This window comes from Nocardioides sp. NPDC087217, assembly GCF_044744805.1.
GTDB lineage: Bacteria > Actinomycetota > Actinomycetes > Propionibacteriales > Nocardioidaceae > Nocardioides.
On the sequence record NZ_JBIUZB010000001.1, the window covers coordinates 78,892 to 100,963 of the forward strand.

General features: G+C 67.1%; 22 protein-coding genes and 1 tRNA gene. 13 read left to right on the plus strand and 10 right to left on the minus strand.

All coding sequences use genetic code 11. The annotated features are described in order from the left end of the window. Positions 1-44 precede the first annotated feature (44 nt). Together ACIO3S_RS00420 and rsmG are read right to left on the minus strand one after the other, a co-directional pair. Positions 45-1,037, minus strand: a complete 993-nt coding sequence (locus tag ACIO3S_RS00420; RefSeq protein WP_350837720.1) for an AAA family ATPase — start codon at positions 1,035-1,037, stop codon at positions 45-47. Positions 1,038-1,126: 89 nt separating this feature from the next. Next, on the minus strand, positions 1,127-1,867 hold the full coding sequence (rsmG, locus tag ACIO3S_RS00425) for a 16S rRNA (guanine(527)-N(7))-methyltransferase RsmG (RefSeq protein WP_400458434.1): 741 nt from the start codon (positions 1,865-1,867) through the stop codon (positions 1,127-1,129). Positions 1,868-2,245: 378 nt separating this feature from the next. Between rsmG and ACIO3S_RS00430 the strand changes: the two genes are divergently transcribed. Both ACIO3S_RS00430 and ACIO3S_RS00435 read left to right on the plus strand, forming a co-directional pair. Beyond that, a complete protein-coding gene (locus tag ACIO3S_RS00430) occupies positions 2,246-2,575 on the plus strand; it encodes a GIY-YIG nuclease family protein (RefSeq protein ID WP_400458436.1) in 330 nt (109 codons plus the stop codon). A 404-nt stretch (positions 2,576-2,979) separates the two neighbouring features. Continuing rightward, a complete protein-coding gene (locus ACIO3S_RS00435; protein ID WP_350717557.1) occupies positions 2,980-3,735 on the plus strand; it encodes a L,D-transpeptidase family protein in 756 nt (251 codons plus the stop codon). Positions 3,736-3,864: 129 nt separating this feature from the next. Here the strand turns inward: ACIO3S_RS00435 and ACIO3S_RS00440 are convergent, their stop codons facing one another. From ACIO3S_RS00440 to rpmH, 5 genes are all read right to left on the minus strand, one after another. Further along, a complete protein-coding gene (locus ACIO3S_RS00440; protein ID WP_400461039.1) occupies positions 3,865-4,326 on the minus strand; it encodes a protein jag in 462 nt (153 codons plus the stop codon). A 56-nt stretch (positions 4,327-4,382) separates the two neighbouring features. Further along, a complete protein-coding gene (gene yidC, locus ACIO3S_RS00445; protein WP_160026111.1) occupies positions 4,383-5,372 on the minus strand; it encodes a membrane protein insertase YidC in 990 nt (329 codons plus the stop codon). A 61-nt stretch (positions 5,373-5,433) separates the two neighbouring features. Next, positions 5,434-5,709, minus strand: a complete 276-nt coding sequence (yidD, locus tag ACIO3S_RS00450; RefSeq protein ID WP_400458437.1) for a membrane protein insertion efficiency factor YidD — start codon at positions 5,707-5,709, stop codon at positions 5,434-5,436. Further along, positions 5,706-6,059 carry a ribonuclease P protein component gene (gene rnpA, locus ACIO3S_RS00455; RefSeq protein WP_350717554.1) on the minus strand — a complete coding sequence of 118 codons (354 nt, stop codon included), beginning with the start codon at positions 6,057-6,059 and terminating at the stop codon, positions 5,706-5,708. The genes yidD and rnpA overlap by 4 nt, the downstream gene beginning before the upstream one ends. Before the next feature lie 25 nt (positions 6,060-6,084). Then, on the minus strand, positions 6,085-6,222 hold the full coding sequence (rpmH, locus tag ACIO3S_RS00460) for a 50S ribosomal protein L34 (RefSeq protein WP_091044043.1): 138 nt from the start codon (positions 6,220-6,222) through the stop codon (positions 6,085-6,087). Between the two features lie 605 nt (positions 6,223-6,827). On the opposite strand from rpmH, the gene dnaA reads away from it, so the two are divergent. The 3 genes from dnaA to gnd all read left to right on the plus strand — a co-directional run bounded on the left by dnaA (position 6,828) and on the right by gnd (position 11,212). After that, complete coding sequence (gene dnaA, locus ACIO3S_RS00465) at positions 6,828-8,513, plus strand: chromosomal replication initiator protein DnaA (protein WP_400461041.1); 1,686 nt, start codon at positions 6,828-6,830, stop codon at positions 8,511-8,513. A 607-nt stretch (positions 8,514-9,120) separates the two neighbouring features. Further along, complete coding sequence (dnaN, locus tag ACIO3S_RS00470) at positions 9,121-10,260, plus strand: DNA polymerase III subunit beta (RefSeq protein WP_378816292.1); 1,140 nt, start codon at positions 9,121-9,123, stop codon at positions 10,258-10,260. Between the two features lie 61 nt (positions 10,261-10,321). Then, a complete protein-coding gene (gene gnd, locus ACIO3S_RS00475; protein WP_350717550.1) occupies positions 10,322-11,212 on the plus strand; it encodes a phosphogluconate dehydrogenase (NAD(+)-dependent, decarboxylating) in 891 nt (296 codons plus the stop codon). Positions 11,213-11,254: 42 nt separating this feature from the next. Here gnd and ACIO3S_RS00480 read toward each other — a convergent pair whose 3' ends face one another. Then, positions 11,255-11,653: a DUF2752 domain-containing protein gene (locus tag ACIO3S_RS00480; protein WP_400458440.1), complete on the minus strand. Its 399-nt coding sequence runs from the start codon at positions 11,651-11,653 to the stop codon at positions 11,255-11,257. A gap of 22 nt (positions 11,654-11,675) precedes the next feature. Next, positions 11,676-12,098 (minus strand): NINE protein, encoded by a 423-nt coding sequence (locus tag ACIO3S_RS00485; RefSeq protein ID WP_350837704.1) that lies wholly within the window; start codon positions 12,096-12,098, stop codon positions 11,676-11,678. Positions 12,099-12,127: 29 nt separating this feature from the next. On the opposite strand from ACIO3S_RS00485, the gene recF reads away from it, so the two are divergent. From recF to ACIO3S_RS00525, 8 genes are all read left to right on the plus strand, one after another. Then, complete coding sequence (gene recF / locus ACIO3S_RS00490; RefSeq protein ID WP_400458442.1) at positions 12,128-13,309, plus strand: DNA replication/repair protein RecF; 1,182 nt, start codon at positions 12,128-12,130, stop codon at positions 13,307-13,309. Then, positions 13,302-13,868, plus strand: coding sequence for a DUF721 domain-containing protein (locus ACIO3S_RS00495; protein WP_400458444.1), 567 nt, complete (start codon positions 13,302-13,304; stop codon positions 13,866-13,868). The genes recF and ACIO3S_RS00495 overlap by 8 nt, the downstream gene beginning before the upstream one ends. A 356-nt stretch (positions 13,869-14,224) precedes the next feature. Beyond that, positions 14,225-16,288: a DNA topoisomerase (ATP-hydrolyzing) subunit B gene (gene gyrB, locus ACIO3S_RS00500; RefSeq protein ID WP_400461043.1), complete on the plus strand. Its 2,064-nt coding sequence runs from the start codon at positions 14,225-14,227 to the stop codon at positions 16,286-16,288. 49 nt (positions 16,289-16,337) lie between these two features. Then, complete coding sequence (gene gyrA / locus ACIO3S_RS00505) at positions 16,338-19,037, plus strand: DNA gyrase subunit A (protein ID WP_400458446.1); 2,700 nt, start codon at positions 16,338-16,340, stop codon at positions 19,035-19,037. Beyond that, entirely contained in the window at positions 19,037-19,594 is a 558-nt protein-coding gene (locus ACIO3S_RS00510; protein ID WP_160026102.1) for a DUF3566 domain-containing protein, read from the plus strand. The genes gyrA and ACIO3S_RS00510 overlap by 1 nt, the downstream gene beginning before the upstream one ends. Before the next feature lie 156 nt (positions 19,595-19,750). Continuing rightward, positions 19,751-19,824: transfer RNA gene (locus ACIO3S_RS00515), tRNA-Ile, on the plus strand. Between the two features lie 109 nt (positions 19,825-19,933). Further along, positions 19,934-20,596 carry a YdcF family protein gene (locus tag ACIO3S_RS00520; RefSeq protein ID WP_400458447.1) on the plus strand — a complete coding sequence of 221 codons (663 nt, stop codon included), beginning with the start codon at positions 19,934-19,936 and terminating at the stop codon, positions 20,594-20,596. A 3-nt stretch (positions 20,597-20,599) separates the two neighbouring features. Continuing rightward, a complete protein-coding gene (locus ACIO3S_RS00525; RefSeq protein WP_400458449.1) occupies positions 20,600-20,869 on the plus strand; it encodes a hypothetical protein in 270 nt (89 codons plus the stop codon). 253 nt (positions 20,870-21,122) lie between these two features. Here ACIO3S_RS00525 and ACIO3S_RS00530 read toward each other — a convergent pair whose 3' ends face one another. Continuing rightward, positions 21,123-22,052 carry an MBL fold metallo-hydrolase gene (locus tag ACIO3S_RS00530; RefSeq protein ID WP_400458450.1) on the minus strand — a complete coding sequence of 310 codons (930 nt, stop codon included), beginning with the start codon at positions 22,050-22,052 and terminating at the stop codon, positions 21,123-21,125. Positions 22,053-22,072 lie beyond the last annotated feature (20 nt).

Genomic DNA, 22,072 nt, shown 5'->3' on the forward strand with positions numbered 1-22,072 from the left:
GGACTCTTCATGCTCTGCTGGTGATCTCGACAAGCTCGATCACCTCAGTGCTCGCTCTGTTTGGCGAGCTCCTTGGCGGCCTCGAGATAGCTCAGCGCACCCGGCGAGCCGGGGTCGTACGTCATCACCGTCTGCCCGAACGACGGCGCCTCGGACACGCGCACGGCGCGGGGGATGAACGTGCGCATGACCGTGTCGCCGAAGTGCTCGCGCACCTCCTCGGCGACCTGCGACGCGAGGCGCGTACGGGCGTCGTACATCGTGATCAGCATCGAGGAGACCTTGAGCGTCGGGTTCAGCGCGGCGCGCACCATCTCGACGGTTTTGAGGAGCTGGCCCAGGCCCTCCAGCGCGTAGTACTCCGCCTGGATCGGGATCATCACCTCGGTGCTCGCGACCAGCGCGTTGACCGTGAGCAGGCCCAGCGACGGCGGGCAGTCGATGAGGACGTAGTCCCACCGGTCCTCCGCGTCGCCCACACGGGGAGACCTGGCCAGCGCCTCCTTCAGGCGCTGCTCACGTCCGTCCTCCTCGACGAGCTCGACCTCGGCACCTGCCAGGTCGATCGTCGCCGGCACCAGCTCGAGGCCTTCGAGCTTCGGGACCGGCACGACGACGTTCTCGAGGCTGGCTCCTTCGACAAGGACCTCGTACGTCCCCGGGGTGCCCTGGAAGTGGTCGACGTCGAACGCGGTGCAGGCGTTGCCCTGCGGGTCGAGGTCGATGACCAGAACCTTCTGACCGAGCTGCGCCAGCGCCGCGGCGATGTTCACCGTCGAGGTGGTCTTGCCGACGCCGCCCTTCTGGTTGGCGGAGACGATCACGCGCGTGCTCGCCGGGCGCGGCAGCGGCGGCCGGTTGCTCGCCGCACCACGCGCCAGAAGCGTGTGCTCGGCAGCAGCTGCCAGCGGCGTCGCCTCTGTGTCGAAGTCGTTCTCGAAGGACGCGATGTCCCCGGCCGTACGGAGCCTGATCGACACCGGTTCGTCGGTTTCACGTGAAACGGCGTTCTGTGCGCTCTCGTCGTCGTACGGCATGTTTCCTCATCCTCATCGTTCGGTCATCGAGCTTGTCGAGATGACGTCTCACGCCCGAAATCTCGTGGTCTCGACAAGCTCGACCACCTTCAGCGGCGGCGCTTCTTCTTTCGAGACCCGCCCTTGGGCCCCTTCTGGCCGCCCTTCGGGACCGGCGGCCAATCTACCCGTGCGGGATCGGACCAAACCACCCGAACCGCGACAGTTGTCGTCTCCAAAACGCCTACACCGAGCTCGGAGACCACCGGCGGCGCGCATCCCCACTTCTTCAGCGCCGCGTCGGCCTCCTCGATCTCCGCCTCGATGCTCGACCCCTTCATCGCGACCAGCGCGCCCGCGGGGACGACCAACGGCATCGACCAGTCGAGTAGCTTGCCCAAGCCGGCCACGGCTCGCGAGGTCACCACGTCGAACCCGAGCTCGCCATGGAAGGCATCCGCCCTCCCCCGCAACACCGTCACGTTCTCGAGCCCGAGATCCTCAGCGACCTCCTCGAGAAAGGTCGTACGCCGCAGCAGCGGCTCGATCAGCGTGATGTGCAGATCCGGACGGGCGATCGCGAGGACCAAGCCGGGGAGTCCGGCACCAGACCCGATGTCCGCCACCGCGACTCCCTCGGGGATCACCTCCCCCAGCACGGCGCAGTTGAGGATGTGCCGATCCCACAGCCGCGGAACCTCCCGCGGCCCGATCAGACCCCGCACCACCCCCGCGTCGGCCAGCCAGGCGGCGTACCTCTCCGCGAGCTCCAGCCGATCGGCAGGAAAGACCTTCTCCGCCCGAGGGTCCACCTCGCCCAGACCACCCAAGTCCCCACGTTCCTCGCTCACACACAAACTGTTTCACGTGAAACGCACAACCAAGAACTCCCGGAGTCGAGCGTCATCTCGACAAGCTCGATGACCGGTGGTCGAGCCTGTCGAGACCATCCCCCGTACACCCACACCATCTCGGCAAGCTCGATGACCCGGTGGTCGAGCCTGTCGAGACCACAGCGTGTCGGTACGGCGAGCGTCATCTCGACAAGCTCGATGACCGAACCCAGTGGTCGAGCCTGTCGAGACCACCCCACGTACATACATGTCATCTCGACAAGCTCGATGACCGAGCCCGGTGGTCGAGCTTGCCGAAACCACCACGCCACCCAACAGAGAGGTCTCGACAAGCTCGACCTCCAGACTGTCGGTGGTGCCGCTCATGATGAGGACATGGCTTACACATACATGCTTCTCTGCGCAGACCGGACGCTCTACGTCGGCAGCACGACAGACCTCGAACGCCGGATGACCGAGCACCGAGTCGGCCTCGGTTCTGAGTACACCCGACATCGCCTCCCGGTGGAGCTCGTCTGGTACGAGCAGTACGACAACGTCGAGCATGCGTTCATACGGGAGAAGCAGATCCAGAACTGGGGTCGGGCCAAGCGGCTCGCGCTCATCCGAGGAGAACTCGGCGAGCTCCCACGCCTGGCCAACACATCGACGACCCCGCACCCCTTGCCCGCTCCGCAGCCAAGGTCATCTCGACATGCTCGATGACCTGCAGGGCGTACGCGACGTCATCTCGACAAGCTCGATGACCGGCCGGTGGTCGAGCTTGTCGAGACCACCACACACACGTGTCCGATGACCCTGTGGTCGAGCTTGTCGAGACCACAATCTGCACGCGCAAACAGTCATCCCCAGCGACTCGACGACCACCCGCGTTTCACGTGAAACCCCCTCGCTGGAGACGCCTGGACGAACGTCTACCCAACGAATCCGCAGAAGGGATCCCAAAGGCGTCGTCAGGGCGTCGGGTGCGCTAAAGTCCGCGAGCAGCCTCGCGAATCTGATGCAACCGCGCACGCTGCTCGAACGTCTTTCTCGTAGAACGTCGCACTCGGGGTGCGACTCCAGCGGCCCGTGCGACCGGGCCACCATCCATGACCCACGGAGCTGATGTGAACGTCCGTAGAACCCCGGTGGCGATCTTCCTCACCACCATTCTCGCCTTGGGATTCTCCCTGGGCTCGATCGCAGCGCCGAGCAGCGCCCAGGCCACTGCCCCGTCGGCCTCCGTCGGGCAGATCGGACTGCACACGGCGTACACCGTCCTCTACCAGCAGGGGTCGACCGGCCTCGGGGTGCGTAAGATCCAGGCGCGCCTCAAGGAGCGGAGGATCTACAGCGGCCGAGTCACCGGCAACTACGGCTCGAAGACGACCGGCGCCGTGAAGGTCTTCCAGCGCAACCAGCGTCTGGCCATCACCGGCAAGGTCAACCAGCGCACCCTCGATCGGCTCCGCTCGTTGACGAGCACGCCGACCGACGCGGCGCTCTACAACCTCGACCGTCGCTGCCTCACCGGCCGCGTGCTCTGCGTCGACAAGACCGACCGCCGGATGCGCTACGTACGCGCCGGCAAGATCGTCCGGGCGATGGACGCCCGCTTCGGTTGCGCCGACACCAAGACCCGCGAGGGCGCGTTCAAGGTCTACCGGAAGAGCCGCAACCACGTCTCCTCGATCTACCACACGCCGATGCCGTACGCGATGTTCTTCAACGGCGGCCAGGCGGTCCACTACTCCTCCGACTTCGCTGCCCGCGGCTACAACGGCTGCTCCCACGGCTGCGTGAACGTACGCAACAAGTCGTCCATCGCGTGGGTCTTCGACCAGATCCGCATCGGTGACCGGGTCGTCGTCTACTGGTCCTAACCCCACCGGGGTCTGAACGGAGTGGCCCCGAGCTTGTCGAGACCACCGACCCCCAGTTGTTCCACGTGAAACAGAAAGAGATCGCCCCTCGTGCCACACGGCACGAGGGGCGATCTCTTTGTGTCAGCGTCACTCAGGCAGGACGACCACGTAACGTCGCGGCTCCACACCGGAGGACTCGGAGGTCAGCCCAGCAGCGGCGACGGCGTCGTGGACGACCTTCCGCTCGAACGGCGACATCGGCTTGAGCGAGACCGGGGCACCGGACTCCTTGACCTTCGCGACGGTCTCCTCGGCGAGCGCCATGAGCGTCGAGCGACGGTCGGCACGGTAGCCGCCGACGTCGAGCATCAGGCGGGACCGCTCGCCGGTCTCGCGGTAGACCGCGAGCCGGGTCAGCTCCTGGAGCGCGTCCAGGACCTCGCCGTGACGGCCGACCAACTGCTGCAGGTCGCCACCGACGATCGAGACGGCGGCACGGTCGCCCTCGACGTCCATGTCGAGGTCGCCATCGAGGTCGGCGATGTCGAGGAGCTCCTCGAGGTAGTCCGCCGCGATGTCACCTTCCTGCTCGAGCTGCTTGAGGCGCATCTCGTCGCTGACCTCCTCCACAGGCTCGGTCACGGTCTCGCTCACATCCTGAGTCGTCACTTGGTTCCCCCGTCCTTCTGGGTCGTGGAGCGACCGGCGGTCGTGCCGGCCTTCTTCCGCTGGCTCCTGGTCTGGCTCTTGGGCTGGGTGCGCTGCGCGGGACGCTTCTCGGCCGCGGCCTCGTTGGCCTCGGCGATGTCGATCTCCGCGTCGGGCAGACCCTTCTTACGGCGCTTCTCCCGCTCGCGCTCCTGCTTGGCGTCGAACGCCGGCGTCCCCGGTGCGGGGTTGTTGCGGATCACGTAGAACTGCTGGCCCATCGTCCACAGGTTGGAGGAGGTCCAGTAGAGGATCGTTCCGACCGGGAAGGCGATACCACCGACGGCGAACACGACGGGCAGCACGTAGAGGAGCAGCTTCTGCTGCTGGGCATACTGACCGGTCATGGCGTCGGCCGGCATGTTCTTCGACATCAGCTGGCGCTGGGTCAGGAAGGTGGTCGCGATCATGGCGACGACCAAGAAGCCGGTGAGGAAGTACGTGCTCATGTGGTCGGCCGTCGTGAACTGGTCCGAGAGCAGCGAGCCCAGCCAGGTCGACGTCGCGAACTCGTGCGCGGCCTCGTCGCTCAGGAAGCCCTTGCCGACACCGTCCGAGGCATGCTCGAGCATGCGGAACAGCACGAAGAAGATCGGCATCTGCAGCAGCAGCGGCAGGCAGGACGCGAACGGGTTGGTGCCCGAGTCCTTGTAGAGCTTCATCGTCTCGTTGGCGAGCTTCTCGCGGTCGTGACCGTACTTCTTCTGCAGCTCCTTGACCTTCGGCTGCAGCAGCTGCATGTTGCGGCTGGAGTTGATCTGCTTCACGAACAGCGGGATCAGCAGCGCGCGGATGGTCACGGTCAGGCCGACGATGGCCAGGGCCCACTGCCAACCTTCAGACGGGATGACGTACGAGAACGCCTTCTGCCAGACGAGCAGGATGCCCGAGATGGCGTAATACAGCGGTGTTGCGATCCATCCGAACAGATCGCCTATGGCTCCCACGGAATCAGGCTCCTCGGTTTGGGGAGTCCGCACTTACACGGACCAGGTCTTCAGGGTCTCTTCAAAACTTCTTCGGTACGGGATCGAAGCCCCGGGTCTTGGCCCAGGGGACGCAACGGGCCAGACGGCGCGCCGTCAGCCAGCTCCCGCGCCAGGGGCCGTGCGTCTTGACGGCCTCGAGCCCGTACGCCGAGCACGACGGGTAGTAGCGACACACATCGCCGTAGAGCGGACTGATCAGAGTCCGCCACACGTGAAGCAGCCCGATCAGGACGGCCGCGACCAGGTGGTCGAGCTTGTCGAGACCACCACGCACGACGCGCCGCGCCCTGGTCATCGGAGCACTCGCTCCAGGCAGCGCCGCAGATCGGCGCCCAGGGCGTCGTAGTCGGCGTCGGCGGCAGCAGGAAGTGCACGGACCACAAGCACAGCAGAGCCCGGGAGTCCGCTCAGGGACTCCCGGGCCTGGTGACGCAGTCTGCGCTTCACGCGATTCCGGACGACGGCCGGACCGACGGCCTTGCTCACCACGAAGCCCACCTGCGGCTCGCTCTCCCGGTCGGCAGCTGGGCCGGTGCCGGGGACGAGCAGGTGGACCACCAGGCTCTTCGAGCCCGCGCGCTTGCCTCGTCGTACTGCTTCTTTGAAGCCCGACGAATCGACCAGTCGGTGGCGACGTGGCAACACGCGCGTGGTGGCTGAGGCCGCGGCCTCAGACGGTCAGGCTCTTGCGACCCTTGCCGCGGCGCGCAGCGAGGATCGCGCGGCCGGCACGGGTGCGCATGCGCAGGCGGAAACCGTGCGTCTTGTGACGGCGGCGGTTGTTCGGCTGGTAAGTACGCTTGCTCACGGGTGCTTCCTTAGTGGTGTGGTGTGGGCCGGTCGCTCGTCCGGCACTATGGGGTCGCCCTCGGTGGTTCCAGGCGGGCCGATTCAACAAGCACCGCCCGTCCGCGCCTCGGCGACCGAGGCGTGGACATGCGGCACCCGTAGATCCGGGCGACCTAGTAACGGTACGTGGACGGCGAAACCACGGTCAAACTCGCGCCCTATCACATACCTGTGATTCGCCCGTCCCCTGTGGAGGACGGGTTGCCCAGGACCCTCGCCAGCCGGTAGTTTCGTCCTCTACCGAGGTTTCCCTGCACATCGTCAGGAGCATCGGCCGCATTCGGGGGGATGCCACGCAGGGAACTAGTTTTCCCGCCTGACCTGCCGAAACGGTCGGATTCTCGAGGACGGCGACGTGTCTCGGTTGGTCTCCGATGCCTACATTCGGGGATGCTCCACAGCTTGTGGAAAAGTCTGTGGAGGATGTAGACCGGACCGCTGCACGAATCCAGGCTGCATCAATACAAGACCACCCACCCGAGCCATCAGGGAAGGCAGGAACCTGTGGAGCACTCCGGCCTCGCGCCAGAACCACAGCCAGATCTCCAGTCCGCATGGACGAAGGTGGTCGCCGAGCTTCCGCCGAACCAGCGAGCCTGGCTCCGGGACAGTGAGCCTCTCACTCTGCACGGGTCGACCGCGATCGTCGAGGTCCCCAACGACTTCACCCGCAACCAGATCGAGGGCCGCCTGCGTGGCTCCCTCGAGAGGTCCCTGGGCGAGATCTTCCATCGCGAGATCCGTATCGCGGTCACCGTGAACCCCGATCTCGATGTCACACCGGATCCCGACACCCAGGCGATCATGATCTCCGAGCGCGAGATCGCCGCCGCGGACGCTGCCGCCGCCGCTGCCCTGCAGCAGCAGTCGCCGTTCTCGAACAGCGCGGCCCCGCACCAGTCGGCGTTCCCGCACCAGTCGGTCTACCCGCCCAACTCGCCCGGCCTGATCCCCGGCGTCCCGCCGGCGGGCGCGCCGCACGACGAGCAGGGCGCGCCCGCCGCGTACTCGGCGCCGCCGGCTCCCGTCGCGCCGCCTGCCGCGCAGCAGCCGGCTCCGCCCGCCGCGCATGAAGACGTACGTCCTGGATATGGCGACATGTCGACAAATCCCCCGGCGCCTCCGGTGGCTCCCATCGAGGAGCCGGTCCCGCCACGGCCGCTCGTCCCGGGTCCGCCCACGCGGCCGAGCGAGCCGAGCCACAACGTCCTCGAGACCCGTCTGAACCCGAAGTACACCTTCGAGACGTTCGTCATCGGGTCCTCCAACCGATTCCCGCACGCGGCCGCGGTCGCGGTCAGCGAGGCACCGGGCAAGGCCTACAACCCGCTGCTCGTCTACGGGGAGTCGGGTCTGGGCAAGACCCACCTGCTGCACGCGATCGGCCACTACGTGCGGAGCCTCTACTCCGGGGCGAAGGTGCGCTACGTCAGCTCGGAGGAGTTCACCAACGAGTTCATCAACGCGATCCGCGACGACCGGCAGGACCGGTTCAAACGGCGCTACCGCGATGTCGACGTCCTGCTGATCGACGACATCCAGTTCTTGGAGGGGAAGACCCAGACGCAGGAGGAGTTCTTCCACACCTTCAACACGCTCCACAACGCCAACAAGCAGATCGTCCTCACCTCCGACCGGCCGCCCAAGCGGCTCGAAGCGCTGGAGGACCGGCTGCGCAACCGGTTCGAGTGGGGCCTGATCACCGACGTCCAACCGCCTGACATCGAGACCCGGATCGCGATCCTTCGGAAGAAGGCCGCCATGGAGCGGCTCACCGCGCCGCCGGACGTGCTCGAGTTCATCGCGAGCAAGATCCAGACCAACATCCGCGAGCTCGAGGGTGCGCTGATCCGGGTGACGGCGTTCGCCAACCTCAACCGGCAGGACGTCGACCTGACCCTGGCCGAGATCGTGCTCAAGGACCTGATCCCCGAGGGCGGCGAGCCCGAGATCACCGCCGGCCTGATCATCGCCCAGACCGCGGCCTACTTCGGACTGTCGATCGACGAGCTCACCGGACCCTCCCGCGGGCGTCACCTGGTGATGGCCCGTCAGATCGCCATGTATCTGTGTCGTGAGCTCACCGAGGACTCCCTGCCCAAGATCGGCAAGCACTTCGGCGGCCGCGACCACACCACCGTCATGTACGCCGAGCGCAAGATCAACCAGCTGCTCGCCGAGCGCCGGGCCGTCTTCAACCAGGTCTCCGAGCTCACCAACCGCGTCAAGATGCAGGCGCGCCAGGCCTGACCGAACCAGCAGTCGTACGCGGCCGCCGCCCCTCCTGGGCCGGCGGCCGTTTCGCGTTTTGGGATTTCCAAAACCCACAGGACGAGATTTCCCAAGTTGTCCACAGCCCACAGGCTGGGTGGAACCTGTGGAGAACCTGCCGTTCAAATGGGATGGAAAAGGGGATGGCCTGTGCACAAAACACTGGAACGGGCCGACAACTCTCCACAGCCCACAGTGACGTGCGTCATTTCAGCATGGCGTCCACATCCCCTGTGGAATCACATTTCCGGGCATGACCAGGGAAGACGCCACTCATCCACATTTCCCACAGATGCTCTTACGACGTACGAAACTATTTAGATCCATGGATCCTCCGTGAAATTCCACGAACGCCCTTCCCTGGGGACAACCCGCTCGACGAGCTCAGTGCACAGGTACGCCTGTGCAGACCCGACACAGCTGAGCGCTTACCGGTTGTCGGCGGTCCGTGGCAGGATGCGTACTCCAGGTCATGTCAACGCGGGGGCGTTCCGGAACCGGTGGCGTCTTCCCCCAGGTTCAAGCACAGCCCGGGCCGCATGTCCTCAAACGCCCCGATGTCGAGTTAGAAGAAGGACAGGTCATCGTGAAGTTCCGCGTCGACCGCGACGTGTTCGCGGATGCCGTCGCCTGGGCTGCCCGCAGCCTTCCGGTCCGCCCCAGCACCCCGGTGCTCTCAGGTCTCCTGATCGAGGCGGGTCACGAGGGCCTGGTGCTCTCGACATTCGACTACGAGACCTCCGCGCGGGCGACGCTCTCGGCCGAGGTCGCCGACGAGGGCAAGGCACTGGTCTCGGGCAAGCTGCTCGCCGACATCTGCCGCAGCCTTCCGGCCAAGCCGGTCGAGATGGTCACCGATGGTGCCCGCGTCTCGCTCACCTGCGGGAGCGCGCGGTTCAGCCTCCAGACCATGCCGGTCGAGGACTACCCGACGCTGCCGGAGATGCCGACCGCGGCCGGCACGGTGAAGTCGGAGCTGTTCGCCCACGCTGTGGCCCAGGCCGTGACCGCCGCAGGTCGCGACGACATGCTCCCGGTGCTGACCGGCGTGCGGCTCGAGATCGAGGGGTCCACGATCTCGCTGCTCGCCACCGACCGCTTCCGGCTCTCCCACCGCGAGCTCGAGTGGAACCCGGCGACTCCCGACGAGAGCCTGGCGGCCCTGGTGCCGGCGAAGGTCCTCGGTGACACCGCCAAGTCGCTGACCAGCGGCAGCGAGGTCACCCTCGCCCTGTCCACCACCGGCACCGGCGAGGGCATCATCGGCTTCGAGGGCGCGGCCGCGGGCGGCGTACGTCGCACCACCACGCGCCTGCTCGACGGCGAGTTCCCGAAGGTGCGCAGCCTCTTCCCGGCTGAGCACCTCACCACCGCGCTGGTCGACAAGGCTTCTCTGGTCGAGTCGGTCAAGCGCGTGGCTCTGGTCGCCGAGCGCAACACCGCGGTCCAGATGGTCTTCGATGACGGCGTGCTCACCCTCGACGCCGGCTCCGGCGACGAGGCCCAGGCGTCTGAGTCGATCGAGGCGACCATGGAGGGCGAGGGGCTGACCACCGGGTTCAACCCGCAGTTCCTCCTCGACGGGCTGCAGGCCATCGATGAGCAGGTCGTCGAGCTCGCCTTCACCCAGGCTCCGAAGCCCGTGGTGATCAGCGGCAAGCCGGCCGAGGGTGGCGAGGAGCCGGGGTTCCGCTACCTGTTGATGCCGCGGCGCCTGCTCTCCTGACCCACCCCCTCACTAGGGTGGTCTCGACAAGCTCGACCACCGGTACTCGAAGGAACCTCGTATGCACATCGGACTCGTCGGCCTCGGCAAGATGGGTGGCAACATGCGCACCCGGCTGCGGGAGGCTGGTCACACCGTCGTCGGATACGACCGCAACCCCGATCTCGCCGATGTGGCGAGCCTGGCGGAGATGGTCGAGGCGCTGCCCAGCCCCAAGGTGGTCTGGGTGATGGTGCCGGCGGGCGACCCGACGCGTTCCACGATCGCCGAGCTCAAGGAGCTCCTCGGCGAGGGCGACCTGGTGGTCGACGGCGGCAACTCGAAGTACACCGATGACGCCAAGAACGCCGCGAGCTTGGCCGAGAAGGGCATCGGCTTCGTCGACTGCGGTGTCTCCGGCGGCGTCTGGGGCCTGCAGAACGGCTACGCGCTGATGTACGGCGGCTCCGACGAGGACGCCGCCAAGGTGATGCCCGCCTTCGAGGCGCTCAAGCCGTCCGGCACCGAGGACGGCCTGGTGCACTGCGGTGTGACCCCCGGCGCCGGCCACTTCTCCAAGATGGTCCACAACGGCATCGAGTACGCGATGATGCAGGCCTACGCCGAGGGCTGGGAGCTCCTCGACAAGGTCGACATCGTCGACAACGTGCCCGAGATCTTCGCCTCGTGGCGGACGGGCACCGTCGTACGTTCCTGGCTTCTCGATCTTCTCGTCGACCAGCTGCGCGCCGACGAGCACCTCGACAAGATCAAGGGCTACGCCGAGGACTCCGGCGAGGGTCGCTGGACCGTCGAGGCAGCGATCGAGAACGCGGTCCCGATGCCGGCGATCTCGGCCTCGCTGTTCGCGCGGTTCGTCTCGCGCCAGGAGGACGACCACGCCATGAAGGCGATCGCCGCGATGCGCAACGGGTTCGGCGGGCACGCGGTGATCTCGGAGTCGGAGGCCTGAGCACCCCGCTTGCGCGGGGGTGGTCTCGACAGGCTCGACCACCTAGATGGCGGGGATTGCTCCGGTCATGGTGAGGATCAGGCGTACGGCGCCGTAGGCGACGAAGAGGGCGAAGAAGCCGAGGATGATCGGGCTTCGCACCAGCTTGTCGAGGTCGGCGGGGCGTCTCCGGTTCAGCCGGGCGCGCACGGAGACCACGGCCAGGACGAGGATCGCCAGGATGAGCACCGGTCCGAACCAGTTGCTCGCCAGCGACGATCCGATCTCGCCGTGCATCAGGTAGACCCATGACCGGGTCAGTCCGCAGCCGGGGCAGGGCAGCCCGGTGAGGGCACGGAACGGGCAGAGCACCGGGCCGTCCTCGATGCCGCCGGCCGGCAGGAGCGCCGCGATGACGATCCCGCCGACGCCGATGGCGGCGGTGACCTCCGTGGAGCTCACCGCCGCGATGCGCTGATGCAGGTCAGGCGAGGGGTTTGCCGTCGGCATCCGGGAACTTTCGCACGATGACGAGGATGAGGTCGACGATCGTCCAGATCCCGAAGCCACCACAGGTGATCAGCTTGAGGATGCCGAGGCCGATCTGTCCGACGTAGAACCGGTCCACGCCGAAGGAACCCAGGAAGATCGAGAGCAGCAGGGTGACGAGCCACTCGCGGCTCGAGAAGACACCCGGGATCTGTTTCACGGGAAACCACTGCTGGTCGGTGCCGAGGCTGGCCGGGGTGTCCGACTTGATCTGCCCGGCGGCAGCCATCTGGGCGAGCTGCTGGACCGGGTAGGGCCCGTGGACCTGGCCCATGACCGACAGATAGAAAGGTCCGGCCGGCTCGCTATAGGCGGGTTGCCCTGGAGGCGGGCCGTACGGGTTGGGAGACTGGGTCATGCAGGCACCTTAACGAGAGAGGAAACTCGATGTACGTCTCACACCTCTCTCTCCACGACTTCCGCTCCTATCCGAGCGTCGAGGTCCCGCTCGAGGCGGGCGTGACCGCCTTCGTCGGGAGAAACGGCCAGGGCAAGACCAACCTGGTCGAGGCGATCGACTACCTCTCCCGCCTGCAGTCCCACCGGGTCGCCACCGATGCGCCGCTGGTCCGGGCCGGCGCCGAGCAGGCGGTCGTGCGCGCCGCCGTCGTACGCGACGGTCGCACCGCCACGCTCGAGGTCGAGATCAACGCCGGCCGCGCCAACAAGGCCCGGATCAACAAGAGCCCACTCCCCCGCACCCGCGACCTGGTCGGCCTGGTCCGCACCGTCGTCTTCTCCCCCGAGGACCTGACCCTCGTCAAGGGGGACCCCTCCGACCGGCGGCGCTTCCTCGACGACCTGATGATCCTGCGCGCACCCCGTCTGGCAGGCGTACGCAGCGACTACGACCGCGTCCTCAAGCAGCGCAACTCGCTGCTGAAGACCGCCGGGCTCGCGCGCGGCTCCGCCCGCGAGGGTGCGCTCGCCACCTTGGCTGTCTGGGACGACCACCTCGCCGCCATCGGCGCCGAGATCCTCGCCCAGCGGCTCGCCCTGGTGGAAGCGCTGAGGCCGTACGTCGGCAAGTCCTACGAGACGGTCGCCCGCGGCGCGAGCCGAGACGACGCCGAGATCACCTACAAATCGGTGGTCGAGTCGGGGTCTGAACGAAGTGGCCCCGAGCCTGTCGAGACCACCACCCCCACAGTGGAGTCGCTTCGCCAGGCGATCCTCGCCGAACTCGCCCGACGCCAGAAGGACGAGCTCGACCGCGGGATCAGCCTGGTCGGTCCCCACCGTGACGATCTGCTGCTGTTCCTCGGCCACGGTGCCGGCGCTGAGCGCCTCCCGGTCAAGGGCTACGCCAGCCATGGCGAGTCCTGGTCCTTCGCGCTGGCGCTCCGGTTGGCGGCGTACGACCTGCTCCGGGCGGACGGCGACGACCCGATCCTGATCCTCGACGACGTCTTCGCCGAGCTCGACAGTCAGCGTCGGGTCCAGCTGGCCGAGCTGGTCGCCGACGCCGAGCAGGTCCTGGTCACCGCGGCGGTCCCCGAGGACGTACCTGCCGCTCTCGCCGGTGCCCGCTACCACGTCAAGGCAGGCGAGGTGACCCGCGATGAGTGACGAGGACGAGGTGGTCGAGCCTGTCGAGACCACACCGGAAGAGGAAGAACCAGAAAAGCGCCCCGACGGCCTAGACCTCGCCCGCTCCCTGACCCGAGCCACCGCCAAGATGCCCGCGCCCAAGGCGGGGATGCGGAAGAAGCGGCGCGCGCCGGACAACGCCACCCGACGCGGCACGGTCTCCGGCGCGAGGCCCGATGACCGCGACCCCCAGCTCATCGACTCGGTGGTCAGCCGGATGGTCAACGACCACGGCTGGGACACCTCGCTGCGCGTCCACGGCGTGATGGCCCGCTGGCCCGACATCGTCGGCGAGGAGATCGCCGACCACACCACCCCGGAGTCGTACGCCGACGGCAAGCTCTCCGTACGCACCGACTCCACCGCCTGGGCCACCCAGCTCAAGCTGCTGGCGCCCACCCTGGTGAAGCGTCTCAACGAGGAGCTCGGTCACGGAACCGTCCTCGTCATCGAGGTGCTCGGCCCGCATCTTCCCTCATGGAAGAAGGGTCCCCGAGGCGTACGCGACGGTCGCGGGCCGCGCGACACCTACGGCTGAGACCCCGGCCGAGAGCAGGGCATGAACATGTGTTCGAGGCCCGGCGCGTGAGCCGCGATCTGCCGCTCTAGGCGCCCCGAGGACGTATAGGGACTCACCGAGCCCCCTGCTGAGGGCGCAGAGACACCGTCAGGAGACGTACAGACGCTCATTTCGATCACAGTTCCCCCTCAGGAACGGCGGCGTGCGTGGAATCCGGGCTTCCACGGGGTAAGATGGGGGTTGGGTCGATCGTCCTAGGTTTTACTTCCCCGGCGCTGGTCGGCCCGTTGCATGCCCGACCGACACCATGTCCGATTCCGGACCGAAATGACAGGTGGATCGCACCGGTGACCGCTGCCGACCAGACGACTCCTATGCCGGACGACAAGACCACAGACGGAGTCGAATACGACGCGTCTGCCATCCAGGTCCTCGAAGGGCTCGAAGCGGTCCGCAAACGACCGGGTATGTACATCGGCTCGACCGGAGCCCGCGGCCTGCACCACCTGATCTGGGAGATCGTGGACAACGCGGTCGACGAGGCGCTCGCCGGCTACTGCGACACCATCAAGGTGACGCTGCGTGAGGACGGCTGGGTGAGCGTCTCCGACAACGGCCGAGGCATCCCGACCGACACCGCGGCCGGCCAGGAGATCCCCGCGGCGACCCTGGCGCTGACCGTGCTGCACGCCGGCGGCAAGTTCGGCGGTGGCGGCTACAAGGTCTCCGGTGGTCTGCACGGCGTCGGCTCCTCCGTGGTGAACGCGCTCTCGACCAACCTCCATATGGAGATCAAGAACCGGGGCCGCCTGTGGGAGCAGGAGTTCACCCGCGGCGTACCCGACTACGACCTGCGCGAGGTGCGCGAGCTCGAGGCTGGCGAGCGCACCGGCACCACGATCTCCTGGAACGCCTCGAGCGACATCTTCGAGTCGACCGACTACAACCTCGAGACCATCTCGAGCCACTTCCGCGAGACCGCGTTCCTCAACAAGGGTCTGCGGATCGAGCTGCGCGACGAGCGTCCGGAGGCCTCCGCCCTCGCCGAGGCCGTCGAGGACGGCACGATCGAGTCCGACACCGACAGCGCCGACGAGCTGCACAGCTCCGGCAACGGTGAGCGGGTGCTGGAGCAGTCCTTCTACTACGAGCGCGGTCTGGCCGACTACGTCGACCACCTCAACAAGCGCAAGACCCCGGTCTCCAGCATCATCGCCTTCGAGACCGAGACCGACGACAAGGCGCCCAACCCGATGAGCGTCGAGATCGCCATGCAGTGGCAGGCGTCCTCCTACAACGAGTCGGTCCACACCTTCGCCAACACGGTCAACACCCCCGGCGGCGGCACCCACGAGGAGGGCTTCCGCGCCGCGCTCACCACCCTGGTCAACCGGTGGGGCGAGGAGTGGGGTCTGATCAAGAAGAAGGAGGACCGGCTCACCGGTGACGACATCCGTGAGGGTCTCACCGCGATCATCTCGGTGAAGATCAGCGAGCCGCAGTTCGAGGGTCAGACCAAGGACAAGCTCGGCAACACCGAGGTCAAGGGCTTCGTGCAGGGCGCGGTCAACGACCAGCTCGGCGCCTGGCTGGAGCAGAACCCGGCCGAGGGCAAGGAGGTCATCCGCAAGTCGATGGCCGCGGCCTCGGCCCGGATCGCCGCCCGCAAGGCCCGTGACCTGGCCCGCAACCGCAAGGGCATCGGCGGCGGTGGCGGCCTGCCGGGCAAGCTCGCCGACTGCCAGTCGACCAACCCCGAAGAGTGCGAGATCTTCATCGTCGAGGGTGACTCCGCGGGTGGCTCGGCCAAGTCGGGTCGTGACCCGCGCATCCAGGCGATCCTCCCGATCCGAGGCAAGATCCTCAACGTCGAGAAGGCCCGGATCGACAAGGTGCTGGCCAACCAGGAGGTCCAGTCGATCATCTCCGCGCTGGGCACCGGCGTGCACGACGACTTCGACATCAACCGGCTGCGCTACCACAAGATCGTGATGATGGCCGACGCCGACGTCGACGGCCACCACATCAACACGCTGCTGCTGACGCTGCTGTTCCGGTTCATGAAGCCGCTGATCGAGCAGGGCTACGTCTACCTCGCCCAGCCGCCGCTCTACCGCCTGCGCTGGAACAAGCCGGCCGAGCACGAGTTCGTCTACTCCGACTCCGAGCGGGACGCCCTCATGCGTGACGGCATCGAGCAGGGCAAGAAGCTGCCCAAGGAGAACCCGGTCCAGCGCTACAAGGGCCTGGGCGAGATGAACGCCGACGAGCTGTGGGAGACCACGATGGACCCCTCGCAGCGGCTGCTGCTGCAGGTCACCCTCGAGGACGCCGCCCACGCCGACGAGATCTTCTCCATCCTCATGGGTGAGGACGTCGCCGAGCGACGCTCCTTCATCCAGCGCAACGCCAAGGACGTTCGATTCCTCGATATCTGAGTCTCACTGAGCCCCTAGATACCGATAGACGCACGCAGAAAGTGAAATCGTGACCGAGACTCCTCCGGAAGGCTCCGGGCAGACCGCTGCCGGCGGCCGGATCGAGACCGTCGAGCTGCAGGCCTCGATGCAGTCGAGCTACATCGACTACGCAATGGCCGTCATCGTCGGCCGCGCGCTGCCCGACGTACGTGACGGGCTCAAGCCCGTCCACAGGCGCGTCCTCTACGCGATGTACGACGGTGGCTACCGTCCCGACCGCGGGTTCTCCAAGTGCGCCCGTGTCGTCGGTGAGGTGATGGGTAACTACCACCCCCACGGTGACACCGCGATCTACGACACCCTGGTCCGGCTGGCGCAGCCGTGGGTGATGCGCAACCCGCTGATCCACGGGCAGGGCAACTTCGGTTCGCCCGGCAACGACCCGGCCGCGGCCATGCGTTACACCGAGTGCCGGATGGCGCCGCTGGCGCTCGAGATGGTCCGCGACATCACCGAGGACACCGTCGACTTCGGCCCCAACTACGACGGCCGCTCCCAGGAGCCGGCCATCCTGCCGGCCCGGTTCCCCAACCTGCTGGTCAACGGCTCGGCCGGCATCGCGGTCGGCATGGCGACCAACATCCCGCCGCACAACCTGCGGGAGGTCGCTTCCGGCGCCAAGTGGTCGCTCGAGCACCCGGACGCGACGCGCGAGGAGCTCCAGGACGCGCTGCTCGAGCGGATCAAGGGCCCCGACTTCCCCAACGGCGCGCTGATCGTCGGCCGCGAGGGCATCGAGCAGGCCTACCGCACCGGCCGCGGCTCGATCACCCAGCGTGCGGTGATCGAGGTCGACGAGGACAGCAAGGGCCGCACCAACCTGGTGATCACCGAGCTCCCCTACATGGTGAACCCGGACAACCTCGCCCAGAAGATCGCCGACCTCGCCGACACCGGCAAGGTCCAGGGCATCGCGGACGTCAAGGACAACACCTCCTCCCGCACCGGTCAGCAGCTCGTGGTCGTGCTCAAGCGCGATGCGGTCGCCCGCGTCGTACTCAACAACCTGCTCAAGCACACCGAGCTGCAGACCAACTTCTCCGCCAACATGTTGGCGCTGGTCGACGGGGTGCCGCGCACCCTGGCCCTCGACCAGTTCATCTCCAACTGGGTCGAGCACCAGATCGACGTCATCCGGAGGCGTACGGCATTCCGGCTGCGCAAGGCCGAGGAGGACGCCCACATCTGGCGCGGCCTGGTCAAGGCGCTCGACCAGCTCGACGCGGTCATCGCGCTGATCCGCTCCTCCCCCGAGGTCGACGACGCCCGCCAGGGCCTGATCCGGCTGCTGGAGATCGACGAGGTCCAGGCCAACGCGATCCTCGACATGCAGCTGCGTCGCCTCGCGGCGCTGGAGCGGCAGAAGATCGTCGACCGTCTGGCCGAGCTCGAGGTCATCATCGCCGACCTCGAGGACATCCTCGCCAACGTCGCCCGCCAGCGTCAGATCGTCGGCGACGAGCTCGACGAGATCGTCGCGAAGTACGGCGACGACCGCCGCACCCAGATCATCGCGGCCGACGGTGACCTCTCCATGGAGGACCTCATCCCCGATGAGGAGCTGGTCGTCTCGATCACCCGCGGCGGCTACGCCAAGCGCACCCTCGCCGGTGAGTACCGCACCCAGAAGCGCGGTGGAAAGGGCGTACGCGGCGCCACCCTGCGCGGCGACGACGTGGTCGAGCACTTCATCTCGACCACCAACCACCACTGGCTGCTCTTCTTCACCACGGCCGGCCGGGTCTACCGGATCAAGGCTTACAACCTGCCCGAGGCGGCACGTGACGCCAAGGGCGGTCACGTGGCCGGGCTGCTCTCGTTCCAGCCGGACGAGTCGATCGCCCAGGTGCTCGCGATCCGCGACTACGAGCAGGCGCCCTACCTCGTGCTGGCCACCCGCTCGGGTCTGATCAAGAAGACGCGGCTCGGTGACTACAACTCACCTCGCCAGGCCGGCGTCATCGCGATCAACTTCCGCGAGGACGACGACGAGCTGATCGGCGCCGAGCTGGTCAACTCCGAGGACGACATCCTGCTGGTCTCCCGCAAGGGCCAGGCGATCCGGTTCCGCGCCGACGACAACCAGCTGCGGCCGATGGGCCGGGCGACCTCGGGTGTCACCGGCATGAAGTTCCGAGAGAGCGACTCGCTGCTGTCGATGTCGGTCATCCGGGCCGAGCACGTCGCCGCCGAGATCGCGGCCGGGCTCTCCGAGGCCAACGAGGACACCGCGGACGTCGCGGCCCCCGTCTCCGGCGCCGAGTCGCCAGACGAGGTCAAGGAGCAGTTCGTCTTCACCATCACCGACGGCGGCTTCGCGAAGCGTACGAAGATCTCCGAGTACCGGCTGCAGTCCCGCGGCGGTCTGGGCATCAAGACGATGGCCCTGGCCAACGCTGACCGCGGCGGTCTGGTCGGTGCGTTCATCGTGGTCGACGGCGACGAGATCCTCTCGATCACCGCGACCGGTCAGGTCGTACGCAGCCCGATCAACGCGGACTTCCGGGCAACCGGTCGCTCCACCCAGGGCGTCAAGTTCGTCTCGCCCAAGAAGGGTGACTCGGTCGCCGTCGTAGCGCGTTCCGTCGAGGCCCGCGAGGTCGACGATGACATCGTCACCGGGACAGAGGTTGCGGATGATGTAACAATCGGGGGAGACGACGAGCACGGAGCGTCGTCCGAGACCACGACGGAAGATGAATCCTGATGACGGACCGCACCGCCGACCGCACGACTGGGGGAGTCGCGATGACCGAGCGGAACGAGACCGCTGCACAGCCGGTGACCCAGCGGATCACGGACACGGTCGCCAACGCGGCTAGGCGTACCACCTCGGCAGTGGCCTCGACCGCCCGCACCTCCGGCCCCGCCGGCGCGGAGCGGGACGCGGTCAGCGGCTCGGCTCGCCGGGCCCGCCTGAGCCTGAGCCGCATCGACCCGTGGTCGGTCATGAAGATGGCCTTCCTGCTCTCGATCGCGCTCAGCGTCGTGGTGATCGTCGCCGTCTTCGTGATCTGGTCGGTGCTCGGCGCCGCCGGCGTGTGGGACTCGATCAACCAAGCGGTCCAGGACGTCGTCGGTGACTCCAGCGCAGGCTGGAACGTGCAGGACTACCTGGGTCTCTCCCGCATCATGGGATTCACCATGGTCGTCTCGGTCGTCAACATCATCCTGATGACCGCCGTCGCCACCCTCGCCGCGTTCCTCTACAACATGGCCGCTGCCCTCCTGGGCGGCGTCGAGGTGGAGCTCACCGAGAACTGAGCCGCAACACGCATCGAACGTAGGAGGGCAGGAGTCTCACCGAGGCTCTTGCCCTCCTACGTCTCAGGGCTCGCTTCGTTTTGGTGGTCGACTGGGCTGCCAGGTAATGTTTCCTCTCGCCCGCTGGTAGGGGCTTCCACCCTCCAGTTGGCGCCTGCGCTTATAGCTCAGACGGTTAGAGCACCACACTGATAATGTGGGGGTCGGAGGTTCAAGTCCTCCTAAGCGCACAGCAGTTTCACCAGGTCAGAGGCTCCTTCGGGGGCCTCTTCCTCGTTTTCAGGGCCGTCGTTCGAGGTTCTCCTGGAGCCGCACCCCCGCCATGCCAGACTGATTGGCATGCCTGCGCTCATGGAGGACGCCCGGACGCTGTGGGAGTTCCACCAGATGCACCACGAGCCACGCGACACCGACGTCGCGATCGGTCTGGGCAGTCATGACATCGGCGTGGCCGAGCACGCCGCGGAGCTCTACCGCCAAGGGCGGTTCCCGCTGATCGTCTTCACGGGCGCGAACGCCCCGACGACCGTCACCGACTTTCCTCGAGGCGAGGCGGTCGAGTTCGCGGAGCGGGCCGAGGAACTAGGGGTTCCCGCCTCCGCGCTGCGGATCGAGCCCCGAGCAACCAACACGGGCGAGAACATCGCGTTCACGCGTGACCTCCTCGAGAACGAGGGCATCACGCCACGCACCGCAACCCTCATCAGCCGGCCCTACCAACAGCGTCGGGCGTACGCGACGGCCCGCAAGATCTGGCCGGAGCTCGAGGTGACCTGCTCTGCACGTGTGCAGGAGTTGCCCGACTACATCTCCAGCATCGGAAGCACTCGTCGCGTCCTGGGCATGCTCGTCGGAGACACGCAACGTCTGTGGGTCTACGCAGACCGTGGCTTCGCCGCGCCTCAGCAGGTCGACGACGACGCATATGTGGCGTACGAACGGCTCGTGGCGGCTGGGTACACCAGCCGACTGATTGAATCGAACGCATGTTCGATACGATGAGGCGTGTCGGCCACCCCTCCCAAGAACGACGCCTGGCCTGCTCCCAGGAACTGGCTGCACGTCTGGGTGCACCGCCGCCGACGGAACTATCCGCCGCCGATGCCCGGCCTCGTCCTCAAGTGGGAGTTGCACAAGGGCAGGTGGCGCGCCTGGGTGATCTGGGTCGACACCACGTACGACAAGCCCGAGATCCGGTGGGACTGGTTAGGTGTCGACGAGATGCGGCCCGCGAAGAGCGACATCAACGTATGGAACGACCGGAGACGCAGGTAGCCATACGTACGCTCTCCAGCCCTCCGAGGCGCCTGTCAGAGGGTCGCTAACTAGACCGCGGTCCCGAGTCGGTACCCGAGACCACGGCACCAGCGGCACACTTCGTGGTGTCACGCTCCACGTAGGAGAAGTCACCCAGATGGCCCGTTGGCGCTGAACACGGTAACCAGTCACGCGCCATGGATGCACGTGACTGCGTCCAGTCCGTGATACCCAGAGGATCCCGGCTGGCCGATGGCGGGGGGCCTTGCACCTAGAGCTTGCTGGACGCGTCGTGGTCGTGGGTGGGGACGACCCGCATCAGGTGGCGAGCCAGGTGCAGGCGGTGGAGGGTGGCGAAGGCGGCGTCGCGGTCCTCGTCGACGAGGTCTCCGGGGAAGGCCGGCTTCTGCCTGATCAGGTCGACCTGGTCGTAGTGCCAGGCGGCGTCGCCGGCGATCAAGACCCAGCCCGACGGGGTTCGGGCGAGGACGCCGATGCTGCCCGGCGTATGGCCGGCGAGCTCGACGAGCAGGACGGAGCTGTCGCCAAACAGGTCGTGGGAGGCGGTGAAGGTCGCGACGGGCGGGCCGTCGAGGTCGTACGTCTCCACGGGGCGGCCATCGGTCAGAGCCGGGCGGACGCCGCCGACAGGAGGCCGACCCGGGCCGAGGATCCAGTCGCGCTCGATGGTCCGCAGGCGTACCGGCAGGCCGGGGAGGTCCAGGAGGCCGCAGACGTGGTCCCAGTGTGCGTGGGTCGGGAGGGCGAAGTCCGGCTTGACCAGCGCCGTCTGCAGTGAGTCGACGGTGGCAATGGTGTCCGCCGGCGGGGTGACCAGGCGTCGCAGCATGCCCGGGAGCTCGCTCAGGGCCCGTTCGGGGGCGTCGCGGCAGTAGGACGGATCGACGACGAACGTCGCCTCGGGATGAGTGATCACGAAGCAGGTCATCGCGTTGCGTACGCGCCGGCGGAGTCCTGCGCCCTCGATGAGGCCGCCGGCGGGCAGGCTGCGTGGGACCTGAGGCATCGTGCTGACCGTCACCGTTCGGTCGCCCGAGGGCAGGCCGGCGTCGGTGATCGAGGAGAGAAGTCGTTCGTCCGGGCGGCGCGGCCGCAGCATGCCGCGCCCGAATCCGGTCAGGGCGCCGATCAGCTCTCGAGCTGTCGGCGTGGCAGGGGAAGCAGTGGGGTCGCTCGTCACACAAAGAACCTAGCGACCAG

What these genes read in the sequence shown, in the direction of transcription:
- ACIO3S_RS00420 (WP_350837720.1), bottom strand. Translation starts at nt 1,037, where the DNA reads ATGCCGTACGACGACGAGAGCGCACAGAACGCCGTTTCACGTGAAACC.
- ACIO3S_RS00430 (WP_400458436.1), top strand. Translation starts at nt 2,246, where the DNA reads ATGGCTTACACATACATGCTTCTCTGCGCAGACCGGACGCTCTACGTC.
- ACIO3S_RS00440 (WP_400461039.1), bottom strand. Translation starts at nt 4,326, where the DNA reads ATGCGCCTCAAGCAGCTCGAGCAGGAAGGTGACATCGCGGCGGACTAC.
- yidD (WP_400458437.1), bottom strand. Translation starts at nt 5,709, where the DNA reads ATGACCAGGGCGCGGCGCGTCGTGCGTGGTGGTCTCGACAAGCTCGAC.
- gnd (WP_350717550.1), top strand. Translation starts at nt 10,322, where the DNA reads ATGCACATCGGACTCGTCGGCCTCGGCAAGATGGGTGGCAACATGCGC.
- ACIO3S_RS00485 (WP_350837704.1), bottom strand. Translation starts at nt 12,098, where the DNA reads ATGACCCAGTCTCCCAACCCGTACGGCCCGCCTCCAGGGCAACCCGCC.
- recF (WP_400458442.1), top strand. Translation starts at nt 12,128, where the DNA reads ATGTACGTCTCACACCTCTCTCTCCACGACTTCCGCTCCTATCCGAGC.
- ACIO3S_RS00495 (WP_400458444.1), top strand. Translation starts at nt 13,302, where the DNA reads ATGAGTGACGAGGACGAGGTGGTCGAGCCTGTCGAGACCACACCGGAA.
- gyrB (WP_400461043.1), top strand. Translation starts at nt 14,225, where the DNA reads ATGCCGGACGACAAGACCACAGACGGAGTCGAATACGACGCGTCTGCC.
- ACIO3S_RS00510 (WP_160026102.1), top strand. Translation starts at nt 19,037, where the DNA reads ATGACGGACCGCACCGCCGACCGCACGACTGGGGGAGTCGCGATGACC.
- ACIO3S_RS00520 (WP_400458447.1), top strand. Translation starts at nt 19,934, where the DNA reads ATGCCTGCGCTCATGGAGGACGCCCGGACGCTGTGGGAGTTCCACCAG.